Origin of the sequence: Methanobrevibacter sp. YE315 (assembly GCF_001548675.1) — an archaeon.
Classification (GTDB): domain Archaea; phylum Methanobacteriota; class Methanobacteria; order Methanobacteriales; family Methanobacteriaceae; genus Methanocatella.
In genome coordinates this window covers 127,388-146,290 of sequence record NZ_CP010834.1, presented here as the reverse complement: position 1 = coordinate 146,290, position 18,903 = coordinate 127,388, and the positions used below count along the sequence as shown (strand labels likewise).

Here is an 18,903-nt window from a genome sequence, read left to right as displayed (position 1 = left end):
AACAATATTTTTAAGCTGAATACCTTAAAACGAAACAGAATATAGCTAGGATAATTGTAGCAACAATAATGTGCTCAGGAGCAAGTTTTGGACCGAGACTTTCTTCATCAAAGTATCTTACTAACCCTGCACCGGTTTGAGGCATGGAAATCTTGTCATTTTTTTTCGCCATAAATAATCTCCTTAAAATTTAATCAATGAAAAATAACGTATATAAGTATTATTTTCATAGTATATAAAGTTTAGATTTTCTCTTTCTTAATTACCTTAATGTCGCTTATTCTTGTATCCGGGTACTGTCCATTCTCATCCTTTTCAACTGCCTTTACCATATCCCATACTGTAAGCAACGCCACACTGACTCCGGTTATTGCCTCCATTTCAACGCCGGTTTTTCCTAATGTATTGACCGCACATGTTGCAATGATTTCATCTTCCTTAACCTCAAAATCAAGTTCTATTCCGGTCAAGGCCAATGGGTGGCAAAGCGGGATTATTGAAGAAGTGTTTTTTACGGCCTGAATTCCTGCAATCTGAGCAGTTGTCAAAACGTTTCCTTTCTTGATTTCCTCATTCTGGATCAGATTGATGGTATTCCTATCCAAAAATATGCTGCCTTCTGCAATAGCTCTTCTTTTCTGGTCAGGCTTTCCCCCGACTTCAACCATATGTACGCCGCTGTCTGTCAAATGTGTAAATTCATCTGCCATAATATCTACTTCTCGCTTACTTCAATTACGTCCAATTGTTCGCAAATAGCTTTAACGCCCAATATTTCAGACACGTTCGGATTGCTTCGTCCGTCATCGCCTGAAATCAATTCCTTAATGTACAATCCGCCTTCTGTCTTTATTCGCATAGTGAATGTTGTCTCATCGATTATCTCATAGGACAAATCCAGAACATGCTTAATGCGCACCTTGTCTGCGCGCCTTCTTAAAACCCTCAATGGGGTCTGCTGGTGGATTTCATCCAATTTCAAAAGTTCTTCCAATTTGGATTCGTCAAATGCCTCGCTGCATTTGACCACTGCACTGTAAACCTTGTATGTGTCCGGTGAAGACTGCTTTATTTCGGCTTTTCTTCTCCTTTCACAAACATGCAAATCATGATATGAGGTTTTTCCCTCGTTGATCTTATTTATTTCATCTTCCAAATCCTTCAGGTCAAGTTTTCTTATTTTCGGCTCTTTTATCTCCAGAACGAACGGCCTTCCTGAACCCAGCATCAAAACGTCAATGTCTTCACGGCCTGCACCGTGGAATTTGGCCTCCCTTCCTTTGGTTGCCTTAAGGAAATGCTCGGAAATAAGCTCTTCAACGGATTCTGGGTATTGCTTTCCTGTGAAATTGCACTCTTCACATCCCCTTCCCTTGCATTTGGTGCATGGCCATTTTGTCTGAGGTATTCCACGCTTCAGCTTATTGTATCTTCCCTCAATGTATAATGGGTTAATCTGGATTCTGACTTTCGGCTCGCCGATTAAATCGATGCTGAATACTATGTCCTGTGATTCGAATTCCGCTTCCTTGTCGAACCTTTCCCATATTCCAAGACCGATTATCCTGTTGACCTCTTTTTTGATGGTTTCAACTGTCAAACCGAACTTTTCGGAAAGTTCCTCATCCCTTTTCATGATGGCTTTGTCTATCTTTGAACCTACAAGGAATGTGTCGAATTCGACTCCAAGCTGGCTGACCTTATCGGCTATCCTTTCGTATAAGTCATCATTGATTTTGTCAAAAAGGTTGTTGCATACAACACATTCTGCACCGTCCAAATCGATGCCAATCTCCTTGCAGACCTTATCTGCCCTTTCGATGTTGTTGGAGCCTTCAACAGTTTTGGATAGCTTGCGTCCAAGACAATTTTTGCATATCTGACCATTGGTTTCGTCTATAATCTGTTCAGCTAGTCTCATGTTATCTGTTCATAAATTGTCCCATCATACGGTTCATTGAACCGCCACCGCCGCGCAGACGGCCGCCGCGTTTTCCAATGCCTTTCATGGTCTTTTTGGTATTGTTGTAGTATTTCAAAAGCTCCTTGACTTCGCTTTCCTGCACACCTGCTCCGCGGGCAATCCTCTGAATGCGTGACTGCTTGATGATTTTCGGATTCTTCATTTCCTCTTCGGTCATTGAAGACATCATTATCTTGTAGGACTCTATCTTGTCTTCGGTCATCTTTGAGGCTTCTTTTGATATCTTGTTTCCCATGCCCGGAATCATGTTCAGGACCTGCTGCATCGGTCCCATCTTGTTCATCATTTCAAACTGGTTTTTCATGTCTTCCAATGTGAACTTTCCGGTGAGCATGTTGTTCATGGTCTTTTCTGCAATGTCCTCGTCGATGGTCTCTTCAGCCTTTTCTATAAGGGACTTGATGTCTCCCATTCCAAGCAATCTTGAAATGAACCTTTCAGGGTCGAATAATTCAAAGTCATCTATTCTCTCACCTGTACCGATGAACTTGATTGGTGCGCCGGTTTCTGCAACTGCAGACATTGCGCCCCCACCTTTCGCTGAACCGTCAAGCTTTGTAATTATGATTGATCCGATGTCGGTTGCCTGTGAAAATGCCCTTGCCTGTTCACCGGCCTGCTGACCGATAGTACCGTCAATGACAAGAATGGCTTCATTCGGCTCGATTATATTGTCCAGTTCATTCATTTCGGCAATAAGGTCCTCTTCCTGCTTGTGCCTACCGGCTGTATCGAAAATGATAACCTTTCTGTTCTTGAATTCCTGCAAACCCTTTTGCGCCAAATCAAGCGCATCCTTGTTGTCAGGGTCTCCGTATAGCGGAACATCCATCTCTTCAGTCAACTGCCTTAACTGCTCGTAAGCCGCTGGCCTCCATGTGTCTGTACAGACAACGGCAGGATTGAAACCTTTCTTCTGCAGATATCTGCATAGCTTACCGATTGTTGTGGTCTTACCACTACCCTGCAAACCAAGGAACAGGATTTTATAAGGCCTGTCATTAATCTCCAGTCCTGCAGCTTCGCTGCCCAAAAGATTTACCATTTCCTCATAGATAATTGTTATTACATGTTCCCTTGGAGTGATTCCTTTCGGAGGTTCCTCTTCAAGGGCCCTGCTTTCAATTTTTTTTGATAAATCCAGAACTAATTTAATGTTAACGTCAGATTGAATTAAAGCACGTTGTATATCCTTTACAACTTCTTTTATAGTCTTTTTATCAATTACGGACATTCCTACTAATTTCTTCATCGTATTAGTAAGATTTTCTCCTAAATTTCCAAGCATATCAATCACTTTATAATAAATTATATAATTATAATAAACTATATTTATAATTAATAAGTTTTAATATTTTGTGTGAGAGTATGTTGGAAGAAGTAATTAAATCATTGGAATCATCACCGGTAGTAAAAAAAGGAGAGTATAATTATTTTGTAAATCCGATAAGCGATGGAGTTCCTGCAATGGACCCTAAAATGCTTAGGGAACTGTCACTTGAAGTCTACAAGCATGCGGATTTAAACATTGATAAAATTGTTGCTGTGGAAGCTATGGGAATTCATTTGGCAACTGCATTGTCCCTTGCAACAGACATTCCATTTGTAGTGATACGCAAAAGGGAATACGGCCTTGAAGGAGAAACCCAAGTCTATCAGAAAACCGGATACGGCTCATCAAACCTTTTCATAAACGACCTGCATCCTGGAGAAAGGATTCTTCTCATTGACGATGTTGTAAGCACTGGCGGAACCCTAATAGCCCTGCTCAATACCCTGGATGATTTGGGTCTGGACATCAGGTCAACCGTGGCGGTAATCGAAAAGGGTGAAGGAAAGGAAATCGTCGAAAAGGAAACCGGCCACGAGGTACTCACTATCGTAAAACTGGATGTCATTGATGGAAAAGTCGTGATTGAAAAGACAATTGAAGATTAAAATGTCAATGTACAATATGGATTTGGACAAGGCAATCCGTAAAATCCAGTCAAAAGACGCTAAAACCGTTGGTCTCCAGTTTCCGGAAGGCCTGAAGATGCAGGCAGTAAAGATTGCCCGCGAAATAGAAAGGCAAACCGATGCGACAGTCATCATATCAGGAGACCCGTGTTTCGGAGCATGCGACGTAAGCGACTATAAGATGAAAGGTTCCGTCGATTTGATTATACATTACGGACACACCCCCCTTCCCTTAAGATACGAAGTGCCTACCCTGTTCATAGAAGCCTTCTCAAATATAGATGTCAAAAAGGACCTTGAAAAATGCCTTGAAGAGCTTAAGGACTATTCAAGAGTAGGGCTTGTCACAACAACACAGCACCTGCACCTTTTAAATGAAATTTATGATTATCTTGAAGACAATGGAAAGGAAGTTGTCGTCGGCTCATCACCTTCAACCAGAAAGGGCCAGGTTCTCGGATGCAACTTCTCATCAATAAAGGATCTGGATGCCGAAATAATACTTTTTGTCGGAAGCGGAAATTTCCACCCGCTGGGAATCAACCTGTTTTCAAACACCCCTGTTCTGGCCATCGATCCATACAACAATGAAATCAGGAGAATGGATGATTACACAGACAGGATCTTAAGAATAAGATTTGCAAGAATCACAAAGGCAAAATCTGCTAAAAAATGGGGAATACTGGTATCCACAAAGGAAGGCCAGTACAGGATGAAGCTTGCAAAGGAAATCAAAAAGACACTTGAAGAAAGCGGGATGGAAGCCTACATCATCATGGTGGACAATGTCACACCCGACATTTTGCTTCCTTACCTTGAACTGGATGCCTTTGTCGTGAGCGCATGTCCTAGAATAGCTATCGATGACTCTCAAATGTATAAAAAGCCACTTCTAACACCACAGGAACTGGAAATAGTATTGAACAAGCGTGAATGGGAAAACTATCAGTTGGATGAAATCTTATTCCATGAGCGCTACAAATAGCTTTAAATATTAATATGGATAAAATTATTATATTAAAGAAATTTTTATAAAATCTTTATTTTGGTGATTTTAATATGAATATAGAAGATGAACAGATAGTAATGCCTGGTGATAAATTAGGAATTATTGAACAATACCTTCCTGGAGAAGGTACCTATGACGACAATGGTGAAATTAAATCATCAGTGCTTGGAAATGTTAAAATTAATCAAAAAATGAAGGTTATTTCTGTTGTGTCAGATGCAAAGCCTGCTCTTTTAAAAGTTGGAGATATAGTATACGGTCAGATTACCGACATCAAGCCACAAAGAGCAAACGTGAATATTGAATGTATAAAAGACAACGCAAGGCCATTGGCATTGCCTTACATGGGTGCCATACACATCTCACAAGCCAAAAAAGATTACTTGGAAAAATTATCAGATGCTTTTAGAATAGGAGACATTATTCAAGCAAAAGTTATCAAGATTACTGGAGATAATGTCGATTTAGGTACTGTAGATGATGATTGCGGAGTCCTAAAAGCCATGTGCACCCGCTGCAGAGACTTTATGCATACTACACAAAAAGTAAATGAACTTCAATGTAATACATGTAACAAGAAAGAAAAACGTAAAGTATCAAACAACTACGTTAATGATTAATTAAGGTCGATAAAATGGAAAATTTTGAAATTATAGAAGATAAAACTTTAGAATTAACTTTTATTGTAAAAGATGAAAGCCATGGAGTTTGCAATGCATTAAGACACATTCTAATGCAAAACCCTGATGTTGAATATGCTGTTTACAATATTGATCACCCTCTTACCGGCAAACCGGAAATGACCATCAAAACCAAAAGAGGAAAAAGACCTAGAAAAGCGTTGAAAAAAGCAGCAGAAGAACTCCAAAAGGAAAGCGCTGAATTTAAAAAAATTATTGATGAAGCTTTATAAAGCTTCCAATTATTCTTTTTTTATGTGGTTTTATGACCAAATACAAAATACCCTCACTTACTACCGACATACTTATTTTTGACGATGACTTCAACTTTATTTTAATCAAAAGGAAAAACGACCCATACAAGGATTGCTGGGCATTGCCGGGAGGTTTCGTTGAGTACGGGGAAACCGTGGAAACAGCAGCCGTACGGGAAGCAAAAGAAGAAACAAGCATTGACGTTGAACTCAAAGATTTAGTTAACGTTTATTCAAATCCAGACAGAGACCCACGCAGACATACAGTAACCATTGCATATACTGCAAAAGGTGATTTCAACACCAGGAAAGCGGACAGCGATGCAAGTGATATCGGCATCTTTTCGGCTGAAGAATTAGATGAAATCAATCTTGCTTTTGACCATGAGAAAATAATAAAAGATTGTTTAAATAAAGCTAAAAATGAAGAATAATGCTATATATTTAAATAATTTAAAAAAGAAATTTAATGATTATATAAATTAATGGGTGAGAGTTAAATGGAGTTTTGTCCTAAATGTAATGGAATCGTATTTCCAACAAAAGATGGGATTTTAAAATGCAATAACTGCGGATATTCAAACGAACTTAAAGAAGAGGATATCGGCAAATTTGAGTTTTCTAAAAAAATAGAAGCTACTGAAGAAACCGTGAAGAATTTGGGCGAAGATATAGACATGCGCTCAACAATAACCGAAACCTGTCCGGAATGCGGACATGATGAAGCTTATTATGAATTAAAACAGACCCGTAGTGCTGATGAAGCACCTACTCGTATTTTTACATGCGCCAAATGCAAGCATACTTGGAGAGCATATCACTGAGGTTTTTTTATGAAAGATTCTAAAGAAAAAGAGCATAGGATTTCAAACCTGAAGGACATGATCGATAATGTAAAGGATGAAAATGTCTATCAGTTTGATGAAATGGAAGAAGATGAAGAATTAATTGAATATCTCAACAAAGATGCTGCAGATTTTGATGATTTTGAAATTGATGATGAGTTCATCTACCGCCCTGGAGATGAAACAGACCCTGACGTCAATCTTGAAGAAAACCCGATTGATGAAAACTACATTATAAAAACACCTAAGGAAAGCAGCATCGAAGACGGCAACGATTCTTTTGAAAACGAAGAAATAGATGATATCGTAAGCGATGTGAGCAACAATTTCGATGCGCTTCTAAACGCGAAAATCGGAAGAACCTCTATTTTAGGTATTTTAAGCACACTTTTAGGATTGATTCTTGTTGTAGTTTCAGCAATCATCTTCCAGTCACGAAGTGATAGGGTAATCGACAATGTTGTTTCCGGAGAAACAAACTTCATATCCATAATAATCCTTGCAATAGGAGTTTTATTATTAATCTACGGATTATATAAGGTACTGCATATCAGAAATCCACTGAGCAACATTACAAGCACTATTGATTCAATAGACCTTGATGAAAACAAAAGTGCTTCAAAAGATAATGTTTCAAAAAGCCAGCCGGATGATGATACCTACAAAATAGGCGAATTCGGTATTGATGAATTAAAAGCTAAATTTAGAAAAAACAAAAAAACCAAAAACCAACCAATCACCGAAGAAGATTTTGATAAGATTCCTCCAGCAAGAGAGAAGGAAGAAAGCAAAAAGGGCTTGACTGCTGAGGAAATTGAAGATATTGAATACAAGCAAGCAAAGCTTGATCATGAAAGTATCGATGAGATTTTTGCAGAAGTTGAAGCTATCGAAGATGTTCCTTTAGATTTCGAAGATAAATAATTTTTTATAATTATTTATCCTTTTTTGGGCCTGTGGTCTAGTCAGGAATGACGCAGGACTTCGGATCCTGAGATCGGGGGTTCAAATCCCTCCAGGTCCGTTATTTTTTTACTCTGACAACTGCCTCCTTGAAAAAGTCAGGAATCAGTGACCGGTACATAGGACTTTTGAAAAGCATGTTGATGTCGCTGTCAATGATATATGTGTAGCATGAATCGTCTTCAGCTCTCATTCCGCGCCCGTATGCCTGCATCAATGTCATTACTGTCTTATAGGCATACCATTTCTTATCCCTTTTCATCCTCATGTTTACCTGCTTATCCCCAAGATACGGGAACGGCACCTTGTAGATTATCTGGAACCTGCATTTGTCATAGGGCAAATCGACACCTTCGCTCATTGAAGGTGATACTAAAACCAGTGGATTTTCATCCTTTTCAAAGAAGTTCAATATCTGCTCTCTGTTTTTTGATGAATGTGAAATCAGCCTTGAATTATAAAGGTTATTGACAATATACTGCTGGCACTTGTAGCTGTGGGTGTGAATCAGACCCTTGTCTCCCTCATGCTTCTTTAGAATCTCCTGCAGTATAGGTATTGTTTTCGGAGCGGTCTTTTTTATTCTGTTTGCAGACATCTTTCCGGCCAAATTAAGGATTATTGGCCTTTTTTCCTTTGAAAACGGACTGTCAACCTTGATATGATAGACTTCGTTAGGATTCAAGCCCAGCCATTTGGAAAACATCTTGTGGGACAGTATTGTTGCACTCATGAATATTACAACATCACCGTACTTCAGCAGGTTGTCCTTGGCATAATGATGAACCCTTAAAGGCTTGAATGAAACTCCTGTTTCCTCGCTGTCGATGACCCAATTTTTGGGTTCGCTATCAAGGTTGTTTCTTAGGGTTTTCAATCTGGCGATTGTTGATCTGATTCTGTCAGCTTTGTTTTTGGCCACATCCTTCAGGTCAATGTCTTCATAGCTGTCGCAGATGGCTTCAATTTCCATCTTCCAGTCTTCAAGCTCCCCATCCTTTAATGTTTCGGGGCTTATGTGCTTGTTAATGTCCTTTTCAAGAGTCCTGTTGTACAGGTTGACTTCCATTGTTGCCATCAGCTTGTTTTCAATGTTGTGGGCTTCGTCCAAAATCAGAAGTGAGCGGGTTCCGAAGTGCTTGACGTAGTTGAGCTCCACGATTGCATAGTCATAGTTCATCAATGTAATCGGCGAATTGACGGCATTGGCCTTTTGGTTCCAGTAGTGGCAGTGGTCAGCTGACTGATAGAAAACCGTGCCGCCGAAGGAATCTTCAAAAGCTAGTTCCGCATCCAATGTCGGGTTTTTGGCCACCCCATAAGGACAGAAGAATTTGCTTGAGGTAGGTGTTGTCTTGCAGGCTCCGATGTCACATGTGGATTCCAGATTGTCATTCAGGCAGGCGAAATTGTTTCTTCCCTTGACAAGCGGGAATTCGAATTCGTCGCAATACTGTGACTGGAGCTGCTTTGTCATTGTCAGAATGTATGCTGATTCATACATTTTCGCAAGGGTTGTTGCTATTGCGGATTTACCTGTTCCTGTCCCCGCTTCCAGAATAATGTACTTATAGCCCTTTCTGATTGCATCGTTGATGTCCTGGATGATGTCAAGCTGGCCTACCCTAGGCTCCTTGAACGGGAAATTTTCAATTATGTCATCGTCGATGTGGGGGTATATCTCCTTGAGGTATGCGGCTGTTCCCTCATCCTGCTTGTGGTCATCAATCGAATAAACCTCAGGAATTTCGTCATCCAAAATTGAAGAGCTTCTGGGTTTGGAAAAACTAAAAAGATTTGTCGGACCTTTAGATTCCTCTTTTGGATATTTTCCACAGGTACAGTTACTTTTAAGCATACCGCAATTTGGGCAAAACATAGAATTAGACATTAAAAATATATTAGTTATGTATACTATAAATAAATTATAGAAAGAGCATTTGAAAAATAAAACTTAAAATAAACTATTCAAAACTAAAGTGATTATATGGCTGAAAAAGGAAAATTATATGGAATCGGTGTTGGACCTGGGGACAGTGAATTGATAACTCTAAAAGCGGCAAGGATATTAGGAACAGTCCCGGTCATCTTCTCACCAAAATCCTCAAAAGAAAAAGACAGCATTGCATTATCAATTGTCAGACCTATACTTGAGAAAAGAGATGATTATAAAAGATTAATGATTGTTGCACCTATCTTTCCAATGATAGAGGACAAAGCTGAACTTGAAAAGATTTGGGACAGCGCATCTGAAATGATATCACAGTACCTTGACAGCGGAAGGGATGTCGCTTTCGTCACACTTGGAGACACTTCCATATTCAGTACATACTCATATGTACAGAAAAGACTGATTGGAAAATACGAAATCGAAACCATTCCTGGAATTACTTCTTTTACTGCATGTGCAGCTGCTAAAAACGAAGCTTTGGTGGAGCAGAACCAAATCCTGACTGTTGTTCCAAAAATCGATGACAGGCTAGAGCAAGTTCTTGAATACAGCGATTCAATAGTGCTTATGAAAGCTTCAAGAAACACATCTGCACTTGAAGCAAGCATTGAAGAAAAAGATAGGAAAAAAGAGATTTATTCTGTTCAAAACTGTACCCGCGAGGACGAAAAGATTATTGAAGGCTTTTCTCACGAAAAACCTTATCTCACCACCACAATCATCAAATTTGACGATGATTAGTAGGCTTTGATGTGTTGGGGTTCTACCTCAAACACACACTTTCCATCGCCCATAGTAAAGCATTGGGTTTCAATTACGCTTACGGGCAAATTGAAGAACTCTGTGAACAAACCTTCGAAAATTCCAGTGTCTAAAAAGCAGGCCGGCTTTCCGGTTTTAGGAAGCAGTTCGCATTCGAAACAGTCGTAGGTTGTGATTTTGATAATCTGGCCAACTTCAAAGGTCAGTCTTCCCAAACCTTTCCTTTGCCAGAAATCTGCAATATTATCCAGGAAAATATCCAAATCGTCATCATACAGCATGTCAAAAATAGATCTGCCTATGCTATTTCCTGTTGACTGTAGAATAGGATCTATATTTACACCTTCCTGAATGAGCATTGCCTTTAATGTATGGAACAGTAATGTGGAGAATTCCGCATCCTCTTCGACAATGTTTTTAATCAGATAATCTGATTGGGTTTCTTCAATCTCCTTAGGCTCTGATATGTTTACGGATCCGAGATACTTGGAATTGATGTAGAATATTTTTTTCCTATTGTCTTTAGGATGAACTCTGTAAGAGATAATGCCGTCTTCTCTTAAACCTTTTAGATGTACAGAAACTGTTGATTTTGATTTTCCTGTGTTGCTCACTATTTCATCGAATTCCATTTCGCTATCGCGCAACATTTCTAGGATTGTAAGTTTTACTGGACTTTTGACAACATTGACACCAATGTTTTCGTTAACGTTAGAAAAAATCTGAATGGGTTTTTTTTCACTCATAGCTATATCCCCCAATGTATATAGGTATTTTATTAGTTATTTGTTAATAAATGTATCTAAAAGGCAATAATTGTTCAAATTAGCAAAAAAACATGCGAAAAACTAAACATTTCAAAAAAATTAAAAGTAAAAAATACGAACTGTTCGTTTAAAACGAAATAAAAATCGATATGCTTATCACATCCCGAATGCTGAAGCTATAAAAAAATAGCTAAGAAAAAACAATTCGGACCCACAAATCAAACACCGGCAATATCCTTTACAACTTCACCTGCAATTATCAGACCTGCAACTGACGGCACAAATGAAACGCTGCCCTTCACCTTATATTTCCTGTCCTGATTTATTGCACAATCGTTCGTGTTTATGGGGTTTTCCTTTGAATAGACCACCTTCAGCTTCTCTATATTCCTCTTTCTAAGGTCCTTTTTCATTATCCTGGCAAGCGGACATACAGAAGTCTCGTAAATGTCTGCCACTTCAAACATTGAAGGGTCCAATTTGTTCCCGGTGCCCATGGAAGAGATGACCGGAACATCAAGGGCATCGCATTTGCAGATTATTGCAATCTTGGCCATTATGGTATCCACACAATCGACAACATAGGACAGGTCTTCGGTAATGATGTCTGTCTTCGAATCTGCCATATAGAATTCCTTATACACTTCAACGTTTGCTTTAGGATTGATTTCTAAAATCCTCTCTTTCATCAAATCGACCTTGTATTTGCCGATTGTTTTGACTGTTGCAATCAGTTGCCTGTTGATATTGCTTTCATCCACCTTGTCAAAGTCTACCAGGATAAAATTGCCCACTCCGCTTCTTGCAAGCCCTTCGCAAACAAATGAGCCGACGCCGCCAAGGCCAAAAACGGCCACTTTGGCATTGCCCAGCTTTTCCATTCCTTCATTTCCAACCAACATTTCTGTTCTTGAAAACTTCTCATCCATGTTCCGGTCACCAAAAAATTTAATTTAATTTAATAATTATATAATAATTGAAGCCAAAACAATAAAAACTTAATGCAAAAATCTTTTTAAGTGAGGATTTCATGATAATAGATACACATTGCCATATTTATAACAGTGAAATGGAAAATGCCGAAGAAACAATAAGGCAGGCTGCAAAAAACGACATACATATGATATTGAACGGCACCGACCCCCTAAGCAACGGGGAGGTATTGGAACTGTCAGAAAAATATGAAAATGTCCATGCCGCATTGGGATATCTGTATCCCTTTGCAGACAAAGCAACAGACGAAGACATCTCCATATTGGACAATCAGCTTAAAAATGACAATGTAATAGCAGTAGGTGAAATAGGCCTTGACTATTACCATAGAAAGGACAATAAGGACAGACAGAAGGAACTGTTTGAAGAGATGTTAGGCCTATCTGAAAAGCACAACCTGCCTGTGATAGTGCATTCAAGAAAAGCGATGCAGGACACATTTGACATTCTGAAAAGCCATGACACAGTGGGATCCATGCATTGCTATCAGGGTTCGGCAGAAATGGCTCAGGAATTTATCAAATTAGGTTTCTATATAGGAATTGCAGGTCCGATTACCCACACCAACAACAAGAAAACAAGAAGAATGGCAAAGCAAATCGATATTGGCCATATGCTTGTGGAAACCGATTCCCCCTATTTGAGTCCGCAGGAAAAAATGGGAGAGAAAAACACTTCGCTCAACTTAAAATACGTAATACGAAAACTAGCCGAAGAGTTGGATATGGGCGAAGATGAAGTCATTGAAATAACCACGGAAAATGCAAAAAGATTATTTAAAATATGATGCAAACAATTATTTTTAAATTAATACTGGTACTGGAAAAACACCCCTGAATACCATGGAAATAGGCTTACCTTCTAAAATTCATATACCCAATCTAAAATCAGATGCTATTTCCAAAAACGTTGCCGTTAATGTTAATGACCATGCATTTAATTTAAAGAAGAAAAGCATCCCTCAATTTGCATTAAGCTCCCATCCATTATTCCATAAGGAAGTTATAATTAAGATTTCACATTACATTGCTATTTGAAAGTACTATAAAAATCCCTTAGATTTTTTTTATCATCATCGGACAGGTCGTGCCAGCGAATATTCTGTACAGCGCCTTCCAGTGCCATTAACCTATTTATACATGCACTTTCATCCACTTCCCTAATTCTTAACCAGGCTTCTTTACTGCCAATGTCAATCAACTCATCAGCAGTGTTTATTCCAACATCGTTTAACTGTTCCTCAAGCACCTTACCAATATTTGGAAGTTTAGACAACTCACCCATTTCAATACCTCAAAAATTATCTCTTTAAGAAATTTAGTGTTTTTAAGATTTATATTTTCCGTTATAGTTCAGGAAAATAAAATAACATTGACTTGTAGCAATTCAAAACTCATTCCCCATCATTACATGCAATATAACATTTTTCGCTACCGGCAATACTTCCCCAAGATCATTGTCTTTGAAAAAAGAATGTTGTGGAATTGCATATGATGAAGCGCCTAATGATTTGGAAACACCCCGATACGCAATTACATGTTGAGATAAAATCTGTCCAGAATCCATCTGATTTGGGCATATCCAATGTAACATATTTTTTAACAAATAATGATAAGAATAAATCATCAAATATGTAAAATCAATTTAAATGCGGAAAAAAATCAAGGATTGAAAGAATTTTCGATATTGCGCCTTTAATTTGGAATATTTAATCAAGATTAGCATATCGAAATTAGGATTAATTTATCAAAAAGTAATACCAAGGCATGCCATACTCTCATTTTCTGATTAGGTTATTTTGAATATTACATTTTAGATAATTTTATATATAAATCCGATATTCAATGGTTCATTTATAGATTTCTCTTTAAAAATTCGTTTGTGCGTACAAATAAGGATAAACATGCTCTATTTCATGCAAGTAAGCACTTACATGCGGAAAACTTTATAAATAACGAATTAAAAGTTATTAAATAACATATTATCAAATTGCCAAATATCCCAAATATTAGTCTTTAATCAAATAATAAATTTGATTATGCAATTTTAATATGTTTTATAAAACAAATATGGAGAAAAAATTATGAAATTAAATTCAGATAGACTTTTAAGTAAGACAAATTTGATTTTTGCTGCATTAGCAATCTTTTCAATAGTTGTTGGTTTAAGTTGCGTTTCAGCAACAAGTGATGTTTCTGGACCAATATTAGATAACGGTGATTTCACCATGTCCGTACCATACAATGCTGGTACCGGTTACCACTGGGAAATCAGTGAGTCCACTGGTGTTGACTTCGTTGATGTAAACTACGTTGAAGATAACCCAGGACTCTGCGGTTCCTCAGGAACAGCATACTTCAGTTTCCACGCAAACAGTAACGACTATTACGTAAAATTAGTTTTAATTTCACCAGCTGGCGACATTGTTGATGAAGTTGATTCAAACATGTTAAACTAATTTTATTAATAAAATAATGAATTAGATTTGGATTAATATTTAATCCAAACCCCCCCTTTTATTTTTTTGAATTTTTTTACTTATAACTCTTTTTAAAATAATGATCTTAAACACCATTATCCTGCAGTTTCTTGACTGATTTTTGAAAAAACCACTTCATCCAATTATCTGACTCTATTGCAGTTGAATTTAAAACCTGATTATTCCAGCAATATCTTACGGCTTTTGAAAATCGGATCCCGCCCAATTTCATACAAAAAGGAAACAATTTCTGCAAAAATTTTTCCAAAACCATTAACTATCTCACATTAATATCCATTAAATCACTATTAATTACTTAAAAAATGTTATTTTTTAAAATTACCCTTAATTAAATCTTATTTTAACAAATAAGAATGCAAGTAAGCACTTTCATTCGAAAAACTTTATATATGAGTACTTTAATATGTTTAATCAGACTTTGAAGGGGCATCTATTAAACATCCTCCTCAAATTCATAGCAAAAAAAGATGTGATAAAATGGACGCGAAAAAAATAATATTTGCATTAATGGTTTCAGCACTTCTAATAGGCAGTGCCTGTGCCGCATCAGTAAACAGCTTTAATATAGACAAAAACTACAAAAACATATACAGCAGCGACTACTATTCAGTATACGCAGACAACAATCAAGACAGTGGAATTTTAGTCTTCAAAAACGTTGACGACGACGTCTATGATGACAAAGTAAACGATGACATTTTTGATCACACAATCCAACACGACGGCAGAGAATACATCGTTGCGGATGATGACTTAAAACTTGATAAAAACTCAGACAATACTGCAAACTTCACCGACTATGAACACGCAACCCATGGTGTTTCAGAAGTAATAAAAGTTGACGGCGAACAATTCATTGTAGTTTCCTGGGCAAAAGATTCAAGCAACATTGACACTGCTAAATTAATTTCAATTTTAAATGATTTTAACAAAAACAATAAAGTTGAAGCAATAGCATTCTAAAATTTAAAAGTATTTGTCTTAAATTTATCGAAAGATTATATCCTACCTGTTTAGTTTCAGAATGCCTAAACAGGTAGTTAAATTCCTATTTTTATAACATTATTCAGTTAATATATCCATAAGATATCCTGTTTTTCATCAGTTGAATCTCAAAACTTATTCAAATTTTAAAATCGTATTTACCCCTTTGTGATCTTTCGAAGTAGGTTAGGGCGATTGTGACTGGAATAATAATATATTTAAGAGCAATAAACCAAGGCATGCCTCCCATCACATTAAATACTAATACAATAAAACCGGAAATAAGAGCAATTAACATTGCAAAGTTAGCAACCTTATAATTAATTCTATATTCACGCAAGAAAAAGATAATACAAACCAATGTTATTACTGTAAGCATGCTGACCGGATTTTTCAAATCGAGTGTGTTTGCTAACAATCCGAATAGGATTAAAACAATATATAATATTATTGCAGCTACAAAAAAGGCTTCCTGATTCTTTTTAGCATTAAAACCATAAAATGAATAAACCAAAAGGGAAATACAAACAAGCAATGAAATTATATTTGTTATATAACTAAGAGTGAACGCCCGATTTGCTTCAAAAATACCCCATATACTGATAATTGCCGCAAATATCACCAATATGCTTTGGGCAAGTAGACCATAAGCCAATTTTGAAGAAATTCCAAAACGAGCTAAAATTTCATCATTATTCATAATACTGAACTCCTTACATTGATATTAATATATATTATTTACTTTAATATTTAATTTTTTACCCTTTTGGACATATTTGAATATTAACCGTGAATATTGATAAGAAAATTTAAAGAAAAAATTTAATAATGTTTAAAACAAATTTTTTCGAATGAAATTTCCCTAATAAGTCTGACATGGTTCAATGAACACTTCAACTGAAAAATTTATTGAAAAACTAATTTTCAAACGCTTTCATGTAGATATCCAAGTCCAAAACAGGATTGGCTAATGAAAACATTGGCGTTAATGTTAATGTCACCTAATTAAATTAAAAGAAAAAAAGCAGGTAGCTACTTAAAAAAGGGTAAATGAGAGATAAACTCCCATTATTTTTTAATCTTTTTATCCGTCAGCCGGAATGTCAGAACAAAAATGATTGCCATCAGAACCGCCGTTACATACATTACGAATTGCATGGAATCCTTAATTATGATATTTACAACATTCTGAACAGTGCTGTTTTCTGAATTAACCTCGTTTATACTGCCTATTGACTGGAAGTAATCATAGACGCCTTGCTCGAATGCCTGATCACCGGAATGCTCCGGAACATAGGTATTGACTCCATCACTAATACCTCCAATAACTCCAAGAATTAAAATTACACCGATAATTGCGGTACCCATTGACTGACCTAATGTCTGACCGGTTGTAACAATACCTGATGCGTTATTCTGACCTTCCTCAGGAATATTGCTTAATGCAATGTCCACACCTAAAGCCATTACAAAACCAAGCCCTGCTCCTAATATGAACAGTCCAGGCATTAATTCAAGCATTGTAGTGTCCATTGTAAACTGCTGGCTTAAAATCAGACATCCGATTATTGATATTATACATCCTACTGACATGAGTATCTTGTGATTCAATTTTGCAGACAATTTTGGAGCTGCCAATGCAAAAAGAAGCAAACCTAATGTCATCGGAAGCAAAGTCAAACCTGTATTGAATGCAGATAAAGCCAATACGCTTTGCAGATAAACAGAAACTGCAAACAATGTTCCGCCCATAGCAAGATTAACCATTAACCTAAGGATAGTACCTACACGCAGATTTCTGTCCTTTAACAATTCAACATCAAGCAACGGAACGTTGCCTTTCCTTTTTCTTTTGATTTCAAACAATGCAAAGACCGCAAGGACAATTAGGCCTGCAACCATTGCAGCTATACTGAAAGTGGTATCATCAGTCAGCATCAAAATACCGATAACAAACAGCACAAGACCTACAAACGAAACTATAGCGCCTGTGATATCCAATTCGCTTTTGGATCCTGTTGCTTCGAAATAAGGTATTTTTCCAGACAGTGCTAAAACAACTAAAACGATTACAAATTCAACAGCAAATCCTAATCTCCAAGTGAAGTATGTTGTCACAACCCCACCGAAAAGTGGGCCGATAGCGGCCGCAATTGCAACCAGTGCGCTTTCAATTGCAAGGGCTAATGTACGTTTGTCTCCATGATAGGTTCCGCTTATTATGGAAACGGCTGTAGGTGTCATTAATGCGCCACCAAGACCTTCCAGTAATGCCCAGCCGATAAATAACATTAAAACGCTGGAACTTAATGCTGCAGTCAAGGTACCAACACCATAAATCACGGCACCGATTAAAAACAGTTTCTTTTTACCAACTATGTCTTGAAGCTTGGTACTTAACAGCATGAATGATGCAGTGATGAGAGTATAAAATGATGAAATAGTTTGAATTGTACTCACATCAGTATTCAAATCAGCAACAACTGAAGAAATACTAACATTCATGAATAGTATCCAAAGCTATAATAAAGGTAGCAAAACAAACAAGGATTAAAGGAATCCAAGAGTGCTCCTTAATAGTTTCATTCATATAAATTAATCCTCCACATATTAACAATTCTAAATTTATATTAATAATTATTTAAGTATATATGATTAAAGTATTCCAACACCTTCAAGCATCGCTTCAATACCTAAAATGATAATGGCCACGCCTCCGATGATTTCGATGTAGTCCGCATACTTAATGGCCATTTTAGTTCCATAGCTTCCTATTAACAACCATATTACAACAGCAATTAAGCTTAAAATGAGAAGGATATATGGATTTACATGAGCTGTAGCACCTTGTGATGCTAGAATCAGGTTTTCAATGTTTCCGAAAATAAGCAAAGTGGAAAATTGGGCATAATTCTTTAAGTCAACCATGATTATGCACCACCTTTTGATCTGATATTTTTCACTGCTCCATAAACCGCCTGAATACCTAATATGAATATTGCAAGTCCACCGATAAAGTTAATGACATTTGAATATTGCATGGCAGCATCAGTCAAAATTACACCTATTATTTGCCAGATTATTACAACGATTATGCTCAAACCACCCAATACTTTGGGATTAACACCTTTAACAACACCTTGTGAAGCTAAAATCAGGTTTTCAATATTTCCAAAAATTATTAACCACATAAAAGGTAAATATTCTTCCAACATGATATTTTTCCACCATTATAATTTTTTATCATCAAAT

General features: G+C 37.1%; 25 protein-coding genes and 1 tRNA gene. 13 read left to right on the top strand and 13 right to left on the bottom strand.

All coding sequences use genetic code 11. The features are described from left to right. Window positions 1-10 precede the first annotated feature (10 nt). From TL18_RS00660 to TL18_RS00645, 4 genes are all read right to left on the bottom strand, one after another. The gene (locus TL18_RS00660) at window positions 11-172 is read right to left on the bottom strand and encodes a preprotein translocase subunit Sec61beta (RefSeq protein ID WP_067039872.1); all 162 of its coding nucleotides are present in this window, start codon (window positions 170-172) and stop codon (window positions 11-13) included. Between the two features lie 70 nt (window positions 173-242). Beyond that, entirely contained in the window at window positions 243-710 is a 468-nt protein-coding gene (gene moaC, locus TL18_RS00655) for a cyclic pyranopterin monophosphate synthase MoaC (RefSeq protein WP_067039869.1), read from the bottom strand. 5 nt (window positions 711-715) lie between these two features. Next, window positions 716-1,921: a tRNA pseudouridine(54/55) synthase Pus10 gene (locus tag TL18_RS00650; protein WP_067039866.1), complete on the bottom strand. Its 1,206-nt coding sequence runs from the start codon at window positions 1,919-1,921 to the stop codon at window positions 716-718. A 1-nt stretch (window position 1,922) separates the two neighbouring features. Further along, window positions 1,923-3,278, bottom strand: a complete 1,356-nt coding sequence (locus tag TL18_RS00645) for a signal recognition particle protein Srp54 (RefSeq protein ID WP_197031853.1) — start codon at window positions 3,276-3,278, stop codon at window positions 1,923-1,925. Window positions 3,279-3,352: 74 nt separating this feature from the next. Here TL18_RS00645 and hpt point away from each other — a divergent pair, with 74 nt between their 5' ends. The 8 genes from hpt (at window position 3,353) to TL18_RS00605 (ending at window position 7,755) form a co-directional block, all read left to right on the top strand. Continuing rightward, the gene (gene hpt / locus TL18_RS00640) at window positions 3,353-3,922 is read left to right on the top strand and encodes a hypoxanthine/guanine phosphoribosyltransferase (protein ID WP_067039860.1); all 570 of its coding nucleotides are present in this window, start codon (window positions 3,353-3,355) and stop codon (window positions 3,920-3,922) included. A gap of 1 nt (window position 3,923) precedes the next feature. Further along, window positions 3,924-4,928 carry a diphthamide biosynthesis enzyme Dph2 gene (dph2, locus tag TL18_RS00635; protein WP_067039857.1) on the top strand — a complete coding sequence of 335 codons (1,005 nt, stop codon included), beginning with the start codon at window positions 3,924-3,926 and terminating at the stop codon, window positions 4,926-4,928. 74 nt (window positions 4,929-5,002) lie between these two features. Continuing rightward, window positions 5,003-5,572 (top strand): exosome complex RNA-binding protein Csl4, encoded by a 570-nt coding sequence (locus TL18_RS00630; protein ID WP_067039855.1) that lies wholly within the window; start codon window positions 5,003-5,005, stop codon window positions 5,570-5,572. Between the two features lie 14 nt (window positions 5,573-5,586). Further along, a complete protein-coding gene (locus TL18_RS00625; RefSeq protein ID WP_067039853.1) occupies window positions 5,587-5,865 on the top strand; it encodes a DNA-directed RNA polymerase subunit L in 279 nt (92 codons plus the stop codon). Between the two features lie 32 nt (window positions 5,866-5,897). Then, window positions 5,898-6,320 carry an NUDIX hydrolase gene (locus TL18_RS00620; RefSeq protein WP_067039850.1) on the top strand — a complete coding sequence of 141 codons (423 nt, stop codon included), beginning with the start codon at window positions 5,898-5,900 and terminating at the stop codon, window positions 6,318-6,320. A gap of 66 nt (window positions 6,321-6,386) precedes the next feature. Beyond that, window positions 6,387-6,710 (top strand): transcription factor S, encoded by a 324-nt coding sequence (locus TL18_RS00615; protein WP_067039848.1) that lies wholly within the window; start codon window positions 6,387-6,389, stop codon window positions 6,708-6,710. 9 nt (window positions 6,711-6,719) lie between these two features. Further along, a complete protein-coding gene (locus TL18_RS00610) occupies window positions 6,720-7,655 on the top strand; it encodes an ABC transporter permease (RefSeq protein WP_067039844.1) in 936 nt (311 codons plus the stop codon). Window positions 7,656-7,681: 26 nt separating this feature from the next. Further along, window positions 7,682-7,755: transfer RNA gene (locus TL18_RS00605), tRNA-Arg, on the top strand. Here TL18_RS00605 and TL18_RS00600 read toward each other — a convergent pair. Next, window positions 7,756-9,585, bottom strand: a complete 1,830-nt coding sequence (locus TL18_RS00600) for a helicase C-terminal domain-containing protein (protein WP_067039841.1) — start codon at window positions 9,583-9,585, stop codon at window positions 7,756-7,758. It abuts the tRNA gene before it with no gap. Between the two features lie 96 nt (window positions 9,586-9,681). Between TL18_RS00600 and cobI the strand changes: the two genes are divergently transcribed. After that, a complete protein-coding gene (gene cobI, locus TL18_RS00595; protein ID WP_067039838.1) occupies window positions 9,682-10,386 on the top strand; it encodes a precorrin-2 C(20)-methyltransferase in 705 nt (234 codons plus the stop codon). Here cobI and TL18_RS00590 read toward each other — a convergent pair. Both TL18_RS00590 and TL18_RS00585 read right to left on the bottom strand, forming a co-directional pair. Next, window positions 10,383-11,153 (bottom strand): V4R domain-containing protein, encoded by a 771-nt coding sequence (locus TL18_RS00590; RefSeq protein WP_067039836.1) that lies wholly within the window; start codon window positions 11,151-11,153, stop codon window positions 10,383-10,385. The two genes, cobI and TL18_RS00590, sit on opposite strands and share 4 nt — an antisense overlap. Window positions 11,154-11,392: 239 nt before the next feature. Then, window positions 11,393-12,103, bottom strand: coding sequence for a ThiF family adenylyltransferase (locus tag TL18_RS00585; protein WP_067039833.1), 711 nt, complete (start codon window positions 12,101-12,103; stop codon window positions 11,393-11,395). 101 nt (window positions 12,104-12,204) lie between these two features. On the opposite strand from TL18_RS00585, the gene TL18_RS00580 reads away from it, so the two are divergent. Beyond that, window positions 12,205-12,954, top strand: a complete 750-nt coding sequence (locus TL18_RS00580; RefSeq protein ID WP_067039830.1) for a TatD family hydrolase — start codon at window positions 12,205-12,207, stop codon at window positions 12,952-12,954. A 55-nt stretch (window positions 12,955-13,009) separates the two neighbouring features. Then, entirely contained in the window at window positions 13,010-13,204 is a 195-nt protein-coding gene (locus TL18_RS00575; protein ID WP_067039828.1) for a hypothetical protein, read from the top strand. Here the strand turns inward: TL18_RS00575 and TL18_RS00570 are convergent. Further along, window positions 13,197-13,451: a TfoX/Sxy family protein gene (locus tag TL18_RS00570; protein WP_067039825.1), complete on the bottom strand. Its 255-nt coding sequence runs from the start codon at window positions 13,449-13,451 to the stop codon at window positions 13,197-13,199. The two genes, TL18_RS00575 and TL18_RS00570, sit on opposite strands and share 8 nt — an antisense overlap. A 102-nt stretch (window positions 13,452-13,553) precedes the next feature. Beyond that, complete coding sequence (locus TL18_RS00565; RefSeq protein WP_067039822.1) at window positions 13,554-13,760, bottom strand: hypothetical protein; 207 nt, start codon at window positions 13,758-13,760, stop codon at window positions 13,554-13,556. 490 nt (window positions 13,761-14,250) lie between these two features. Between TL18_RS00565 and TL18_RS00560 the strand changes: the two genes are divergently transcribed. Then, window positions 14,251-14,625, top strand: a complete 375-nt coding sequence (locus TL18_RS00560) for a protease inhibitor I42 family protein (RefSeq protein WP_067039820.1) — start codon at window positions 14,251-14,253, stop codon at window positions 14,623-14,625. 519 nt (window positions 14,626-15,144) lie between these two features. Further along, a complete protein-coding gene (locus tag TL18_RS00550; protein ID WP_067039815.1) occupies window positions 15,145-15,630 on the top strand; it encodes a hypothetical protein in 486 nt (161 codons plus the stop codon). Window positions 15,631-15,790: 160 nt separating this feature from the next. Here TL18_RS00550 and TL18_RS00545 read toward each other — a convergent pair whose 3' ends face one another. The 4 genes from TL18_RS00545 to TL18_RS00530 form a co-directional block, all read right to left on the bottom strand. After that, window positions 15,791-16,351, bottom strand: coding sequence for a hypothetical protein (locus TL18_RS00545; RefSeq protein ID WP_067039813.1), 561 nt, complete (start codon window positions 16,349-16,351; stop codon window positions 15,791-15,793). A gap of 368 nt (window positions 16,352-16,719) precedes the next feature. After that, window positions 16,720-18,156: an MFS transporter gene (locus tag TL18_RS00540; RefSeq protein WP_067039810.1), complete on the bottom strand. Its 1,437-nt coding sequence runs from the start codon at window positions 18,154-18,156 to the stop codon at window positions 16,720-16,722. Window positions 18,157-18,306: 150 nt separating this feature from the next. Next, window positions 18,307-18,579 carry a hypothetical protein gene (locus TL18_RS00535; RefSeq protein ID WP_067039807.1) on the bottom strand — a complete coding sequence of 91 codons (273 nt, stop codon included), beginning with the start codon at window positions 18,577-18,579 and terminating at the stop codon, window positions 18,307-18,309. 2 nt (window positions 18,580-18,581) lie between these two features. Further along, window positions 18,582-18,866, bottom strand: coding sequence for a hypothetical protein (locus TL18_RS00530; RefSeq protein ID WP_067039805.1), 285 nt, complete (start codon window positions 18,864-18,866; stop codon window positions 18,582-18,584). Between the last annotated feature and the right edge of the window lie 37 nt (window positions 18,867-18,903).